15 protein-coding genes, 1 tRNA gene and 1 riboswitch are annotated in these 13706 nt (G+C 71.5%); of the genes, 8 read left to right on the top strand and 8 right to left on the bottom strand.

Features of this window, described 5'->3' with window-relative positions; translation table 11 throughout:
• Nucleotides 1-26: 26 nt before the first annotated feature.
• The 3 genes from BJY28_RS07650 (at nucleotide 27) to BJY28_RS07640 (ending at nucleotide 2477) form a co-directional block, all read left to right on the top strand.
• Nucleotides 27-1580, top strand: a complete 1554-nt coding sequence (locus BJY28_RS07650) for a dolichyl-phosphate-mannose--protein mannosyltransferase (RefSeq protein ID WP_179462486.1) — start codon at nucleotides 27-29, stop codon at nucleotides 1578-1580.
• Nucleotides 1581-1800: 220 nt separating this feature from the next.
• The gene (locus tag BJY28_RS07645; RefSeq protein WP_343037010.1) at nucleotides 1801-2175 is read left to right on the top strand and encodes a YidH family protein; all 375 of its coding nucleotides are present in this window, start codon (nucleotides 1801-1803) and stop codon (nucleotides 2173-2175) included.
• Between the two features lie 11 nt (nucleotides 2176-2186).
• Nucleotides 2187-2477 (top strand): DUF202 domain-containing protein, encoded by a 291-nt coding sequence (locus tag BJY28_RS07640; RefSeq protein ID WP_179462485.1) that lies wholly within the window; start codon nucleotides 2187-2189, stop codon nucleotides 2475-2477.
• On the opposite strand, the gene BJY28_RS07635 is transcribed toward BJY28_RS07640, so the two are convergent.
• Nucleotides 2446-3018 (bottom strand): glycosyltransferase family protein, encoded by a 573-nt coding sequence (locus BJY28_RS07635; protein WP_179462484.1) that lies wholly within the window; start codon nucleotides 3016-3018, stop codon nucleotides 2446-2448. The two genes, BJY28_RS07640 and BJY28_RS07635, sit on opposite strands and share 32 nt — an antisense overlap.
• A gap of 355 nt (nucleotides 3019-3373) precedes the next feature.
• Complete coding sequence (locus BJY28_RS07630) at nucleotides 3374-3811, bottom strand: SRPBCC family protein (RefSeq protein WP_179462483.1); 438 nt, start codon at nucleotides 3809-3811, stop codon at nucleotides 3374-3376.
• A gap of 50 nt (nucleotides 3812-3861) precedes the next feature.
• Here BJY28_RS07630 and BJY28_RS07625 point away from each other — a divergent pair, with 50 nt between their 5' ends.
• Entirely contained in the window at nucleotides 3862-4944 is a 1083-nt protein-coding gene (locus tag BJY28_RS07625) for an ArsO family NAD(P)H-dependent flavin-containing monooxygenase (protein ID WP_179462482.1), read from the top strand.
• Nucleotides 4945-4968: 24 nt separating this feature from the next.
• Here BJY28_RS07625 and BJY28_RS07620 read toward each other — a convergent pair whose 3' ends face one another.
• Together BJY28_RS07620 and BJY28_RS07615 are read right to left on the bottom strand one after the other, a co-directional pair.
• A complete protein-coding gene (locus BJY28_RS07620) occupies nucleotides 4969-5328 on the bottom strand; it encodes a DMT family transporter (protein WP_179462481.1) in 360 nt (119 codons plus the stop codon).
• A gap of 3 nt (nucleotides 5329-5331) precedes the next feature.
• Entirely contained in the window at nucleotides 5332-5646 is a 315-nt protein-coding gene (locus tag BJY28_RS07615) for a DMT family transporter (protein ID WP_179462480.1), read from the bottom strand.
• Between the two features lie 13 nt (nucleotides 5647-5659).
• Nucleotides 5660-5724: riboswitch (guanidine-III (ykkC-III) riboswitch) on the bottom strand.
• Nucleotides 5725-5772: 48 nt separating this feature from the next.
• On the opposite strand from BJY28_RS07615, the gene BJY28_RS07610 reads away from it, so the two are divergent.
• Nucleotides 5773-6282 carry a YbaK/EbsC family protein gene (locus tag BJY28_RS07610; RefSeq protein ID WP_218875245.1) on the top strand — a complete coding sequence of 170 codons (510 nt, stop codon included), beginning with the start codon at nucleotides 5773-5775 and terminating at the stop codon, nucleotides 6280-6282.
• Between the two features lie 834 nt (nucleotides 6283-7116).
• A complete protein-coding gene (locus tag BJY28_RS07605) occupies nucleotides 7117-7992 on the top strand; it encodes a restriction endonuclease (RefSeq protein ID WP_246313677.1) in 876 nt (291 codons plus the stop codon).
• Between the two features lie 60 nt (nucleotides 7993-8052).
• Here BJY28_RS07605 and BJY28_RS07600 read toward each other — a convergent pair.
• A tRNA-Ala gene (locus BJY28_RS07600) sits at nucleotides 8053-8125 on the bottom strand.
• Nucleotides 8126-8264: 139 nt separating this feature from the next.
• Here BJY28_RS07600 and BJY28_RS07595 point away from each other — a divergent pair.
• Nucleotides 8265-9581 (top strand): AI-2E family transporter, encoded by a 1317-nt coding sequence (locus tag BJY28_RS07595; protein WP_179462478.1) that lies wholly within the window; start codon nucleotides 8265-8267, stop codon nucleotides 9579-9581.
• Between the two features lie 262 nt (nucleotides 9582-9843).
• Here the strand turns inward: BJY28_RS07595 and BJY28_RS07590 are convergent, their stop codons facing one another.
• From BJY28_RS07590 to BJY28_RS07580, 3 genes are read right to left on the bottom strand one after another with little or no spacing between them, the layout of a single operon-like run.
• Nucleotides 9844-10881 (bottom strand): hypothetical protein, encoded by a 1038-nt coding sequence (locus BJY28_RS07590; RefSeq protein WP_179462477.1) that lies wholly within the window; start codon nucleotides 10879-10881, stop codon nucleotides 9844-9846.
• 26 nt (nucleotides 10882-10907) lie between these two features.
• Entirely contained in the window at nucleotides 10908-11576 is a 669-nt protein-coding gene (locus BJY28_RS07585) for a GNAT family N-acetyltransferase (protein ID WP_179462476.1), read from the bottom strand.
• Nucleotides 11573-12976: a UTP--glucose-1-phosphate uridylyltransferase gene (locus tag BJY28_RS07580; RefSeq protein WP_179462475.1), complete on the bottom strand. Its 1404-nt coding sequence runs from the start codon at nucleotides 12974-12976 to the stop codon at nucleotides 11573-11575. The genes BJY28_RS07585 and BJY28_RS07580 overlap by 4 nt, the downstream gene beginning before the upstream one ends.
• A gap of 23 nt (nucleotides 12977-12999) precedes the next feature.
• Between BJY28_RS07580 and BJY28_RS07575 the strand changes: the two genes are divergently transcribed.
• Nucleotides 13000-13677 (top strand): 5-formyltetrahydrofolate cyclo-ligase, encoded by a 678-nt coding sequence (locus BJY28_RS07575; protein ID WP_179462474.1) that lies wholly within the window; start codon nucleotides 13000-13002, stop codon nucleotides 13675-13677.
• Nucleotides 13678-13706 lie beyond the last annotated feature (29 nt).

Genomic DNA, 13706 nt, shown 5'->3' with positions numbered 1-13706 from the left:
CGGCGACCTCACCTAGGCTGAGCGCCATGGACCGCCTGGAGCAGCTGCGATGGCGCCTGCTCGGGTACGTCCCCTCCGACCGACTGCTTGGCTGGCTCGGCCCGCTGACCATGGCCGTCGTCGGCGGGATCCTGCGCTTCTGGAGCCTGGACCGCCCGCACCAGCTGGTCTTCGACGAGACGTACTACGTCAAGCAGGGCGCCTCGATGCTGCTCTTCGGCACCGAGATGCAGTGGGACGGCGAAGGGGAGGAGGTTGACCCCCTCTTCACCTCCGGGACGATCGACGTCTTCCAGGAGTCCCAGGGCGACATGGTGGTCCACCCGCCGGTGGGCAAGTGGATCATCGCGGCCGGCGAGTGGGTCTTCGGCGCCGACTCCAGCTGGGGCTGGCGGGTGGCCGTGGCGCTGCTCGGCACGATCTCGATCCTCATGGTGGGCCGGATCGCGCGGCGGCTCTTCCGCTCCTCGGTCCTGGGCACGGTGGCGTCCTTCCTCATGGTCTTCGAGGGGCACCACTTCGTGCACAGCCGCACCGGGCTGCTGGACCTCATCCTCATGTTCTTCGCGCTGGCGGCCTTCGGCGCGCTGCTCATCGACCGTGACTGGTCACGAGAACGCCTGGCGACCAAGGTCGCCCGCCTCGACGTCCGTCATTTCGCCACCGGTCCGTGGCTGCTGTGGCGACCGTGGCGGCTGGTGGCCGCGCTCAGCCTCGGCCTGGCGACCGGGACGAAGTGGTCCGGGCTGTACTTCTTCGCCGCCTTCGGCCTGATGACGGTGCTGTGGGACGTCGGGGCGCGGCGGGCGGTCGGGGCGCGCAACTTCGTCGTGGCGGGCATCTTCAAGGACGGGCCGTGGGCCTTCGTGACGATGTCGGTGATCGTGCTGGCCACCTACCTCGGGTCCTTCGCCGGGTGGTTCCTCGGCGACCGGGGCTACAACCGGGACTGGGCGGCGCAGCATCCTGGCGAAGGGATCCAGTGGCTGCCGCCGGCGCTGCGCTCGCTGTGGGAGTACCACACCGAGATCCTCAGCTTCCACGACAACCTCACCTCGCCGCACAGCTACGAGTCGAACCCGTGGTCGTGGATGATCCAGTCCCGGCCGACGTCCTTCTTCTACGAGACGAAGACGGAGGCGGCGGCCGGCTGCGACGTGGAGAAGTGCAGCAAGGCGATCTCCAGCGTCGGCACCGTCTCGATCTGGTGGGTGGCCACGATCGCGCTGGTCGTGCTGCTCTTCTGGTGGATCTTCAAGCGGGACTGGCGGGCCGGGGCGATCCTCGCGGGCTTCGCCGGAGGGTGGCTGCCGTGGTTCTTCCTGCAGCACCGCACGATCTTCACCTTCTACACGATCTCCTTCGAGCCCTGGGTGATCCTCGCGGTGGTCTTCCTGCTGGGGCTGGCGCTCGGGGCGCCGGGCGCCAGCACCCGAAGGCGGCAGATCGGGTACCTCGTCGTCGGCGCCTACTGCCTCGTCGTGCTGGCCAACTTCGCCTTCTTCTGGCCGATCTGGACCGCGCAGGTCATCCCCTACGACCACTGGCGCTGGCGGATGTGGTTCCCGAGCTGGGTCTGATCCCCCGGCCACCACGCTGATCCCCAGCGACCACGCGCTGACCTGATGCGGCCCCTGATCCCCGCCTACCACGCAGTAGGTGTCGTGATCACAGCACTTACTGCGTGGTAGCCCGCGGCGTAGGCGGGTCGTTAGCGGCCAGTGGCGCGTGGTCGGCCGCGAGAGGGCGGGCCCACGGCGAAGGGTGGACGACCGCGCGGGCACGGATAAGGTCGGGCAGGTGGAGTCACCTGCGCCGGATCGTCGCTGGCCCCGGTCGGTCTACGGCACCGGCGAGGAGCCGGACTACCGCTTCTCCATGGCCAACGAGCGCACCTTCCTCGCCTGGATCCGCACCTCGCTCGCGCTGCTGGCGGCCGGGGTGGCCGTGGACGCGCTGCCGACCGGGTACCCCGAGCCGCTGACCAGGACCGCGGCGGGCTTCCTCAGCGTCGTCGCGCTGCTCAGCGCGGTGATGGCCTGGCGGCGATGGGCGCGGGTGGAGCGGGCGGTGCGCGAGGACCGACCGATCGGCGGGATGCGCACCGGCCTGGTGCTGGCCGGCGCGGTGCTGCTCATGGCGATGCTTGGGCTGATCCTCGCGGTCGCGGTCTGAGCGGTGTGACCGTGGAGACGGGGCAGCCGCGGGACCCGGGGCTGCAGCCGGAGCGGACCAGGCTGTCAGCGATCCGCACCGGGCTGGCGCTGGCCGTCTCGCTGCTGCTCATGGCCCGGCTGAACGTCGACGTCCTCGGAGCGCTCGCCTGGGCAGTGGCTGCCGCCGGGGTGCTCGCGGTGGCGGCGGCGATGCTCGCGCCTGGGGCACCGGGGTTGCGGGTGGGGCAGCGGGCGGCGGCCTACAGCGCGGCGGTGGTACTCATCGCGGTCATCGAGCTCCTGTCGTTGCTGCTGCGCTGAGCGCGCCCGCGCAGGCAGGCCCGAGCCCGAGGGCGGTGGCCGCGTAGAGGTCGGCGAGCGTGTCGACGTCGCGGCGCACCCGCGGGTCGGCGTCGACCTCGGTGGCGATCTGGGCGTGCGCCTCGGCCGACCCCGGGCCGTAGCGCGGGTCGAGCCGGTCCGGGGTGGCGGCGACGAGCAGGGTGGTGCCACTGCCCTCGGCGTCCCGGACGAAGGCGAGCCCGGTCGGGGCGAGCGCGGTCGTCGCGGCGGCGAGCGCCGCGTCCAGGGTGGCGGGGGTGAGCGCGGCGAGGTCGGCGGGGACGACGACGACCGGGGACGTGGGGTCGGTGGCACTCAGCCGGGCGGAAGCGGCCTGCAGCGCGGCGTTGAGGCCCCCCGCCTCGTCGACGACGACCACCCGGTCGATGTGGGAACTCTCGCTGAGGGCGGCGAGCACGTCCTCGCGCATCGCCGTGACGAGGTCGTCGTGCAGCGGGGCGGGCAGCGCCAGGCGGGACTTGGCCTCCTGGGTCGCCTTGGTCGGCACGAGCGCGATCACGTCCAGCAATGCTGCCAGGTCGGCTCGGGCACCTTCGGCGGTGTCCAGCGACTCCCCTTCGTCCCGAGGCCAACCCCCTTCGCCCTGTGCCGTGCACCTTGGTGTCGCCCCTAGAACGCGCGCTACCACGCAGTAAGTGCTGTGATCACGACACCTACTGCGTGGTAGCGCGCGTCAGGGTGAATGCGTCAGGGTGAATGCGTCAGCAGCCGGCAGCAGTTCCGCGAGCCAGCCACACCTCGAGCTGCTGCTGGGTGGCGAACGTGCTGCCAGCAGCAGTTTCTTCCAGACGCGAGGACAGCCGGCCGGTGAAGGGGGACGAGGGTGCGACGAAGGGAGACGACGGCGGGGCAGATCAGCTCTCGAGCAGCCGGGCCAGCGCCGCGAGGTCGCCGGTCATCGCCCGGCGCATGGCCCGCTCCATCAGCGGCGCGGTGAGGCCGGCGAAGCCCGTCGGCGTCCCACGGTTGCGCAGGGTCATCCGGGTCGCGCTCTCCCCCAACGCCTCCCACGTGTAGGTCGTCTCCATCGGGAAGGGCCCGTCCGCGGTGCGCATCACCAGCCGCCGCCCGGGCTCGAGCGCGACCGCCTCGTAGGTGTAGGCCAGCCGCCGCCCGAGGAAGCGCGCCTCGAAGTCCATCCGCGAGCCCACCCCGACCGGCGGCTCGGTGCGCCAGCGCACCTCGGTGATGTTGCGGTACCAACGGGGCGCGTTGCCCGGGTCCCCGGCGACGGCAGCGACCTCGGCGACCGGACAGGCGATCACCCGCTCCACGGCGACGTCGACGTCCATGCCCGCATCATCCCGCAGGGGCTCCCGACCGCGCTGGCAGAGTGGCCCGCGTGACCAGCTCACCCGGCCCCCAGGTCAGCGACCCGGAGGTCACCAACACCGAGGTCGTCGTCATCGGTGGCGGGCAGGCCGGGCTGGCCGCCGGGTACTTCCTGCGGCGGGCCGGAGCCCCCTTCGTCATCCTCGACGCGGAGGACCGGCCCGGTGGGGCCTGGCAGCACTACTGGGACTCGCTGCACCTCTTCTCCCCCGCGGCGCACAGCCCGCTGCCGGGGTGGCCGATGCCGCGCCAGCCCGGGGTCGAGTACCCGAGCGCCGACCACGTCGTGGACTACCTCACCGCCTACGAGGGGCGCTACGAGCTGCCGGTGCGCCGGCCGGTCACCGTGCGCGCCGTCCGCGACGACGACGACGCGCTCGCCGTGGAGACCGACCGCGGCACCTGGCGGGCCGGGCACGTCATCAGCGCCACCGGGTCGTGGCGGCGGCCGCACCGCCCACGGGTGACCGGCGGCGAGGACTTCGCCGGGCGTCAGCTGCACACCGTGGACTACCGCCGGCCCGACCCCTTCGCCGGGCAGCGGGTGGTCGTCGTCGGCGGCGGCAACTCGGCCGCGCAGATCCTCGCCGACCTCGCGCCGGTCGCCGAGGCCACGTGGTGCACCCTGCGCCCGCCCCGGCTCATGCCGGACGACGTCGACGGGCGGGTGCTCTTCGACGTCGCCACCCAGCGCGCCGCCGCCCGCCGGCACGGCCAGGAGGCCGAGGGGCTGGGTGGGCTCGGGGACATCGTCATGGTGCCGAGCGTGCGGGCGGCCCGGGACCGTGGCGCGCTCGTGGCGCACCCGATGTTCGACCGGATCGCCCCGGACGGGGTGGCCTGGGAGGACGGCTCGTTCGTCGCCTGCGACGCGATCATCTGGTGCACCGGCTTCACACCCGACCTGGCGCACCTCGCGCCGCTCGGGCTGCCCACCGAGGGCGGGATGCCGCGCACCGAGGTGACCCGCTGCCTGGACGAGCCGCGGCTGCACCTGCTCGGCTACGGCGACCGGACCGGCTTCGCCTCGGCCACCCTCATCGGCGCCGGGAGGACGGCGAAGGGAGCCGTCGCCGAGATCACCCGCGGCTGAGCAGCCGGCACGAGGGCGACCGGATCAGCCCGCGTCGGCGGGGGCTCCGTCCACCTCGGCCGGTTCGTCGTGCGGCACGAGCTTGAGCCCGACGACCGCGCCGACGATGCCGACGAGGAAGACGAGCTTGGCGACCGAGACGCTCTCCTCGCCGGTGGCGATCGCGTAGGCGACGGTCAGGGCCGCGCCGACGCCGGTCCACACCGCGTAGGCGGTGCCGAGCGGGATGTGCCGCAGCGCGCTGCCCAGCCCGAGCATGCTCAGCAGCAGCGCGACGGCGAAGACGAGGGTGGGCAGCGGCTCGGTGAGCCCGTCGGTCATGCCGAGCGCGGTCGCCCACACGGCCTCGAAGACCGCGCTGATCAGCAGGATGATCCACGGCATCGCTCAACCCACCACCTTCAGGCCGATGACCGAGCCGACGAGCACGACCAGCAGGGCGATCCGCGCGGCGGTCGGGCGCTCCTGCTTGGTGACGAAGCCCCACAGCACGGTGAGGGTGGCGCCGACGCCGACCCAGACGGCGTAGGCGGTGCCGGTGGGCAGCTCGCGCATCGCCCACGCGAGGCCGCCGATGCTGCCGATGAGGCCGACGACGAAGAGGGCGGCCGGGCCGCGACGGCGGAAGCCTTCGGAGGCGGAGAGCGCGGCGGCCCACACCGCCTCCAGCGCTCCGGAGAGGATGAGGACCAACCAGGCCATGACGACACCCCTTCGTGAGTCAGTCTTGTCGCCGTGCGGGTACTGCTCCCTCGTCCGCGGCCCCGTCGCTGGGTCCTGCGGACCACGGTAGCGGCTCCGGGTGACGTGGCAGGATCGCGGCGAGACGTGACGAGCGGCGACGTCGACAGGACGGGCGAAGGGGGCGTGATGAGCACCGAGCACGTGCAGGCCTGGCTCGACGAGCGCGGCGCCGGGCTGCGGGTGATCGAGCCGAAGGCGGGGACGGCCACGGTCGACGCGGCCGCCGCGGCGCTGGGGGTGGTGCCGGGGCAGATCGCCAAGACCCTGGCAGTGCGCGCGGGCGAGCGGGTGCTGCTGCTGGTCACTCGCGGCGATGCACGCCTGGACAACGCGCGCTTCCGCGCGGCCTTCGGCGCCAAGCCGCGGATGCTTGCGCGGGAGGAGGCCGAGGAGCTGACCGGTCAGCCGGTCGGAGGGGTCTCCCCCTTCGGCCATCCGGAGGGGGTCGAGATCTGCTGCGACGAGTCGCTGCGCGCCTTCGACGTCGTCTACCCGGCGGGCGGCAGCCCGAGCAGCGCGGTGCGGACCACCCCGGACCAGCTCGCTGAGCTCACCGGGGCGGCGTGGGTGGACGTCATGAAGCCGGTGGACTGACGCGGATCTGATCCAGGAGCAGCGGGCGGCCGGGGAAGAGCCCGCGGCACGGGAGATCAGCGCTCGTCGGCGGATCGCGCCTCTTGCACCTCGTAGGCCGCGATGTACCGCCGCGTCAGACGCACCGTGAAGGGCACCTGCACCACGAGGATCGAGATAGAGACGAGAGGCGAGAGGCGAGAGCACGCTCCATCCCCATCCGTCCTGCCTGACGATCTCGATGAACAACCACAGAGACACGGCAGCCACTGCGAGGGAGGTGAGGATGATCGCGCGTCCGCGTCGGTCGATCCAACGTTGGAAGGGTGTCGGCTCGAGCAGCCGTTCCCAACGGTTCATGCCTCGAGGTTAGCGATCAGGCGGATGGCCAGGAGAAGCCACCGCCGGAGGACAGCGGGCCGACGAAACAGATCAGGATCGAATAGTGGCGGAGCCCAGGGGATTCGAACCTCTGAATTTCTCAGTGTGAAGGCGCTGGAGGTCCTGCGCTGTGCGTCATTCCTGGTGCCATAGGTGCAAGATTCGGCGCATCCACGACCTGCGGCGTGACGCGTCCTGCCTCTGGCTCTCGAGGGAGCGCATCCCATTACGGTTCAAGCCCGGGATCGGCCATGCATCGATCGCCACGGCGATATCTAACCTGCGCCACCTCGGCACGACGACGACCGAGCAGGCCTTGGAGCAATCGAACAACCAGCGGACCACTCGACTCAGCAGTGCCATGAGGTTCCGAGCCACCTCTCTAGTTCCGAGTGAGGTGGGTTGTCTGACCATGCATCTACCATCTCAAGGAAAGCCACCATGCAAAGGCAAGGAGATCGAGCCTTGGACGAGATGCGAAGAAACTTCGACCTGTGGATGCGAGCCAATCGCGGCCGAAAGGCGCGTCCGGGCGAGTTCCTCGAAGGCTACGTTACCTACATGTATCAGTCCCTGCTGGTCCTACATGCTCAGAACATCCGCGTCACCAACGGGGCGAAAGTCGCAGACAAGCGAGGAAACACCTATGCCATTGATGTCTACTTCGAGTTCGAGGTGGCAGGCGTTCGCCACCGCGTGGCTATCGAGTGCAAGGATCACAAGCGCCGAACAACGCGGGATGAGGTAATCGCGTTCCACGGCAAGATCAGTGACATGCCAAGCACGATTGGTGTTTTCGTGTCAATGAAGGGATTTCAAAGCGGCGCCCTAAGGTACCTGGAAGACCACGGCATCAAGTACGTGGACGGTGAGACGATTCCGGATTTCGGCCGGATTATCGCTTCCTGGTTGGGTCCAATCGCCCTGCCCGACGAATCCGCTATTGGTCAACCCTTCTGGACAATCAGGCAAGCGGAGGATGGGGAGCCGACGGCATCTTGGCTACTCACTCCCATCGAAGACAGTCCGCCATCGAACGGCACCTTGCCGGACAGGGCGATACCGCTGTTCCTCTCCCGACCAGAGGCGATGCGCTACGGGCGACTCAGGTACGGCGATGACGGGACGTGGTGCACTTGCGGCCTGGAACAACCGTCCCTTCGGGCGATGATTGATCTCGCCGAGCTCGATGCGGTGCAGTTCGCCATCATGTATCCCTTCGCGCACGAGGGACGTCGGCTCTACCAATGTCAGGTCTGGTCGCCACTGGAACTCTCGGACGAGTTCATCGTAGTCGGCGCTGCCATAGGGACGCTGGGGTGCCCGAAGAGGGAATCGGGTGATGGGTGAAGCAAGACGAGTCCGCCCTGGGCGCCGCGTCACAGCTGAACTGACGTGGATCCTGACGGGTGGAGCTGAGGGGATTCGAACCCCTGACCTTCTCATTGCGAACGAGACGCGCTACCAACTGCGCCACAGCCCCGAGCACCCTCATCAGGTGCAGCAGAGACGATAACACCGCGCTGGCCCGGGCTGGAAACCGCCGAGCCCGCCCTCCCAGGCCGGCGATGTCCCCGTGCCGGGATAGCCTCGGGGAGCCATCCGCCCGGACGAGGACCTGCATGCCCGAGAGCACCCCGAGAAGCATCGGCGAGATCGCGCGCTCGCTGCGGCGCCGCGAGCGGTCCGGCACGTCCGGCCGCGCCCGCGCCCCACGCCTGCCCCGTCCCCGCCCGGAGCGCGAGATCGTCGTACGCACCACCGCCCCCGCCCCTGGCAGCCAGGCCAGCGCCGTGCCGCAGACCATCCGCGACGCCAGCGAGTGGGCCTGGCGGCTGCTGCTCATCGCCGCCGCCATCTACGCGCTGATGCGCGGGGTCTGGTTCATGCACCAGGTCGTCTTCCCGGTGATCGTCGCCGTGCTGCTGGCCGCCCTGCTCGACCCGGTCTACCAGCGGCTGCGGATCATCCTGCCGCGCGGCCCCGCCGCCGGGCTCACCGTGCTCGGCACGCTGACCGCGCTCATCGCCCTCTTCAGCTTCGTCGTCAACCAGTTCGCGAGCCAGTTCGGCGACATCACCGACCAGGTCGGCGAAGGCGTCGCCGACATGCGGCAGTGGATCGAGGACACCTTCGGCGTCTCCGAGAGCCAGCTGACCTCGTGGGTCTCCGAGCGCTGGGAGCAGGTCAACGCCGGCGGCGACCTGTCCAGCTCGGCCGCCCAGGCCGGTCTGACCGCGGGCTCGATCGCCACCGGCTTCGTGCTGACGATGTTCGTCCTCTTCTTCTTCCTCTACGACGGCCCGCGCATCTGGGCCTGGGTGGTGCGCCTCTTCCCCCGACCGGCCCGCGCCCGCGCCCTCAGCAGCGGCCGGATCGCCTGGGCCCAGCTCAAGGCCTTCACCCGCGCCACCATCCTCGTCGCCGCCGTCGACGCGCTCGGGATCGGCCTGGGCGCCTTCGCGCTCGGGGTCCCCTTCGCCTCCGGCATCGCGCTGCTCACCTTCTTCGGCGCCTTCATCCCGATCATCGGGGCCTTCGTCAGCGGCTTCATCGCGGTCGTGCTCGCGCTGGTCACCCAGGGGCCGCTGGCCGCGCTCGCCATGCTCGGCGTGACCGTCATCGTCCAGCAGGCCGAGGCCAACCTCCTACAGCCGCTGCTGCTCGGGCGCGCGGTCCGGGTGCACCCGATGGCGGTCGTGCTCGGCATCGGCAGCGGCGTCATCATCGGCGGGGTCTTCGGCGCGCTCTTCGCCGTGCCGCTGCTGGCCGTGCTCAACGCCGTCGGCCACCACCTGCTCTCCTCCGAGCCGCAGGACGGCGACGAGCATCCCGAGGATCTCGTCACCGAGGAGGAACAGGCGCAGATCGATCAGGACGTCGCCGACAGCGACGTCATCCCCGAGACCGGACGCGGCGAGGGCACCTACCGCACCTGACCGGGCCAGCCGCATCCGCACCGCCATCTCCCCTTCGTCTCGCCCCGGACCGACCCGTGACATCGGAACTGCTGCTGGCTGCAGTTCCGTGAGTCAGCAGCACTACGAGGTGCGGCTGGGTGGCGGAACTGGTGCCAGCAGCAGTTTTGTGACGGGAGAGGTCGGCCAGAGGGCCGGGGCAGAGGGACCGAGTGGAAGACAGGCCCGGGTCGGTAGCCCAGCCTGGCGAAGGGGGCGGCAGCCCGGGGCGAAGGGGGGCGGCTCAGCCGCCGACGACGCGGCGCGGGGCGACGAGGTCGCCGTCCACAGCCGGCAGCTCCTCGAGGTCGTCCTCGACCGGAGCCATCGCCTGGCGCGGCTGCTCGGCCGGCAGCGGGGCCGGCTCGGGCCGCTGCACGCGGGCCTTCATCGTGTAGGTCGGGCGCGGCACGGGCACCGGCTGCCACGTTCCCGGCTCCGGCTCGGTGCGGGCCTCGACCGGCTCGACCACCTCGGCCGTGGGCGCCTCGGCCTGCGGCAGATCGGCGCTCGGCTGGGCGTCGAAGGGGGCGTCCGCCCGCTCACGACGAACCGTCGCCTCAGCAGTCGGCGCGGCCGCGGTCGAGGTGCGGGGGGCCGAGCTGCGCGTGGCGGCAGGACGAGCAGCCGCGGTGCGGGTGGCAGCAGGTGCGGTGCGCGCCCGCTCGGGTGCGCCCGTGTCGGCGTGGTGGCGGACGGCACGCGCGTGGGCGCGCGCGGCGGCCCGCTCCTCGACGACGCCCTGACGCAGCCAGCCGAAGGCACCGGCGGTGCCGACGAGCATGACGACGGGCAGCCACCAGGGCAGCGGCCCGAAGGCGGTGAGCAGCAGCACCACCGGCAGCAGCGCGAGGTGGGCCAGCAGGGTGAGGCCGCGCACCCGTCGGGGTGCGTCGACGACCCGGTCGATGAGGGTGCGGCGGGCAGCGGGCTGCGCGGAGGTCATGGGCTGCACCGGGCTCTCGTGGTCGGGGGCGCCGGCGTCGCGGGTCTCATGGACACCGTCGTGAGCACCGCCGTCGTGCGCAGCCCGGGGGGCGGCGGCGCGCTTGACGGTCACCGTGGGGCGGGCCGCCTTCGTCGGGGTGATCGCGTAGGAGCGCGGCGCGGGCTCGGCGCCCTCGTCGTGCAGCCGGTGGTGGTCGAGCACACGCATCGCCGCGGAGAAGCGGTCGACGGATCGCACCGTAGAGAGGTGGTCGCGTCGCTTGATCCAGTACTGGAGCAGGTACACGGCCCAGATCGCCACGACGATGACGAAGATGAGGCTGCTCGACTGCACGGGGGCAACGCTATGCAGCCCCGGCCTCAGGGCCCGGCAGATCCGCCGGTGTGTCGCGCACGTGACTGCTGATACGCACGTGACACCCGCATCTGCAGCCCTCCCGGACCGAGATCTTCGGCGACGAGGGCGAAGGAGAGGTGCTCGCGCCAGTCGCCGTCGATGTGCAGGTAGGCGGCGCGGCGCCCTTCGTCACGCATCCCGAGCTTGCGGACCACGCGGAGGCTGGCCTCGTTCTCCGGGCGCACGTCGAGCTGGATCCGGTGCAGCGCGCGACCGTCGGGGTCGAGCAGGTGGTCGCCGAGCATCGCGACCGCGGTCGGCGCCACCCAGCGACCGGCCATCCGCGAGGCCACCCAGTAGCCGATCGAGCACGAGCGGAAGGCGCCGTGCACGATCGTGTTCGCCGAGATCTGGCCGATGATCCGGCCCTCTGAGGTGATGAGCAGCGGCAGCGTGCTGCCGCTGCGCGCCGCCGCCTCCAGCCCGCGACGGTAGGCCCGGAAGTCGCTGACGGCATCCTGTCGTGGGCCGCCGCCGGGCGGGGTCGTCGGGTCCCACGGACGGAGCCAGTCGGCGTCCTGGCGGCGCAGCTCCAGCAGCTCACCCTTGTCCCGACGACGAAGGGGGCGCAGCACCAGCCCCACACCGGTCGGCGTCTCCCCGGTGAGCCGTACCGGCCAGTGCCGGCTCACGCCGGGTCGAGCGTGATGCGCCCCTCCAGCCGAGCGCCGTCTGCGACCTGCGCCGGGCCCTCGGGTGCGAGGACCTCGACGTCACCGACGCAGACGACGTCGGCGCCGAAGGTGATGTCGCCGGTGACGGTCAGCGAGGTGCAGTCCTGCAGGGAGGGCACCCCGTGGGGGAAGCGGGCGTCGAAGTCGGCGATGAGCGTGTAGTGCTCGTCGAGCCGGATCGTCGGGTCGGTGCGTCCGGTGGTGGAGCGGATCACCGCGTCGTCGCCGAGCTCGAAGACGTCGCTGCGCAGCAGCAGCAGCTCGTTGGTCGTCTTCACCGGCCGGAAGCGGCTGCGCGGCACCCGGATCGCCTGCGAGCCGGCGAAGGCCTCGACCGCGGTGCCCATCGCCGACTCGATCTGGATGACCTCGGGGGCGTCGGTGCGGGTCGGGTCGACGCGCTTGCGGTTGACGATGATCGGCAGCCCGAGCCCGCCGTCGCGACCCTCGAGCAGCGCGGCGAGCTCGTCGAGCCCGACCCACAGGCTGTTGGTGTTGAACCAGCCGTGCCGCCCGGTGTCCTGGAAGGCGTCCTCGTCGCCCGGCGCGACCTGCGCCTTGTCCCGCAGCACGATCCGCTCGTCCTGAGTGCGCACGGCGAGGTGACCGCCCTTCCGGTCGTTGGCGGTGCGCTCGGTGACCTCGGCGGCGAAGGGGACCCCCTCCTCCAGCAGCCAGGCGGCCAGGTCGGGGTCGCAGGTGGCCCCGAGGTTGTCGGCGTTGGAGATGAAGGCGTAGCGGATGCCGGCGTCGCGCATCTGCTGCAGCAGGCCGGAGGTAGCCAGCGAGACGTAGACGTCGCCGTGGCCGGGCGGGCACCACTCGAGCTCGGGGTCGTCGGGCCAGCTGACCGGGCTGAGGTCGTCGGTGACGAGCTTGGGCTCGGCCGACTGCAGGAAGTCCAGCGGCAGGTCCTGGTGGGCCAGCTCGGGGTAGGTCTCGAGGATGCGCACCGACTGCTCGTGGGTGCGGAAGGAGTTCATCAGCACCAGCGGCGGACGGGTGCCGTGCTGCTCACCGAGCGCGAGCAGCTGGCGGGCGATGACGTCGAGGAAGGTGAGGTCGTCGCGGGCGACGAGCGCGGACTTGGGCCCGGACATGCCCATGCTCGTGCCGAGCCCGCCGTTGAGCTTGATGACCGCGACGCGGCGCAGCGCCTCGGCCCGCTGGTCGTCGTCGACGTCGACCTGGCGCAGCTCGGGGACCTCGGTCAGCGGGGCGATATCGCTCTCGGCGATGTAGCCGTGAGCGCCGTCGGCGAGCTGGCGCCAGTAGTCCTCGAAGACCGCGATCGCCCGACCGTCGACCCCGCGCTGCTCCATCTTCGTGACGGCCTGCTGCAGCGCATCGGGTCTCATGCTCGCCAGCCTACGATGAGCCGATGGACGGTGACGGGCGACGGACGCCGCCCTCCGAGGGTGACGCCGCGCACGCGAAGGGTGAGCTGCGCCGGGCGCTGCGCGCCCACCGCCGGGCCCTCGTCGCCGGGCGCGACCTGGATACCGACGCACGCTCGCTGGCGGACCATGTCCTCGGTCTCGCCGAGGCGACGGCCAGCGCGCGGCGGGCTCACGACCACGACCACGACCACGACCACGACCACGAGCGGATGGTCGTGCTCTCCTACGTCTCCCTCCCCCACGAACCGCCGACCGGGCGGCTCAACGAGCGGCTGCTCGCCGCCGGGCACCGTGTGCTCGTCCCGATCACCCTCCCTTGGCTCGATCTCGACTGGCGCGACCTCACCGACACCGACAGCCTCCCGCGAGGCACCGACAGCCCGGCCTCGGCCGACCTCGTCATCGCCCCGGGGCTGGCGGTGGACGTCGCCGGGACGCGCCTCGGGCAGGGCGGCGGGAGCTACGACCGGGTCTTCCCCCGGCTGCGGCCCGGCACTCCTGTCGTCGTGCTGCTGCACCCGGGTGAGCTGCGCGGCGAGGACGAGGCGCCGCTGCCGCGGGAGCCGCACGACGTGCCGGTGGGTCGGGTGATCAGCGCCGACGGTTCGGTGACCGTCGGCAGCGGCACCGCTGACGAGGGTGGCTCCGGGCACGACTGACCGGCGGGACCGGACGGTCCGCCTCGGCG

It is taken from the genome of Janibacter alkaliphilus (assembly GCF_013408565.1).
Taxonomy (GTDB): domain Bacteria; phylum Actinomycetota; class Actinomycetes; order Actinomycetales; family Dermatophilaceae; genus Janibacter; species Janibacter alkaliphilus.
Note: the sequence above shows the minus strand (reverse complement) of the source record. Positions and strands in the feature narration are given on the sequence as shown.

What these genes read in the sequence shown, in the direction of transcription:
- BJY28_RS07575 (WP_179462474.1), top strand. Translation starts at nt 13,000, where the DNA reads ATGGACGGTGACGGGCGACGGACGCCGCCCTCCGAGGGTGACGCCGCG.
- BJY28_RS07650 (WP_179462486.1), top strand. Translation starts at nt 27, where the DNA reads ATGGACCGCCTGGAGCAGCTGCGATGGCGCCTGCTCGGGTACGTCCCC.
- BJY28_RS07595 (WP_179462478.1), top strand. Translation starts at nt 8,265, where the DNA reads ATGCCCGAGAGCACCCCGAGAAGCATCGGCGAGATCGCGCGCTCGCTG.
- BJY28_RS07605 (WP_246313677.1), top strand. Translation starts at nt 7,117, where the DNA reads ATGCGAAGAAACTTCGACCTGTGGATGCGAGCCAATCGCGGCCGAAAG.
- BJY28_RS07620 (WP_179462481.1), bottom strand. Translation starts at nt 5,328, where the DNA reads ATGCCGTGGATCATCCTGCTGATCAGCGCGGTCTTCGAGGCCGTGTGG.
- BJY28_RS07630 (WP_179462483.1), bottom strand. Translation starts at nt 3,811, where the DNA reads ATGGACGTCGACGTCGCCGTGGAGCGGGTGATCGCCTGTCCGGTCGCC.
- BJY28_RS07615 (WP_179462480.1), bottom strand. Translation starts at nt 5,646, where the DNA reads ATGGCCTGGTTGGTCCTCATCCTCTCCGGAGCGCTGGAGGCGGTGTGG.
- BJY28_RS07580 (WP_179462475.1), bottom strand. Translation starts at nt 12,976, where the DNA reads ATGAGACCCGATGCGCTGCAGCAGGCCGTCACGAAGATGGAGCAGCGC.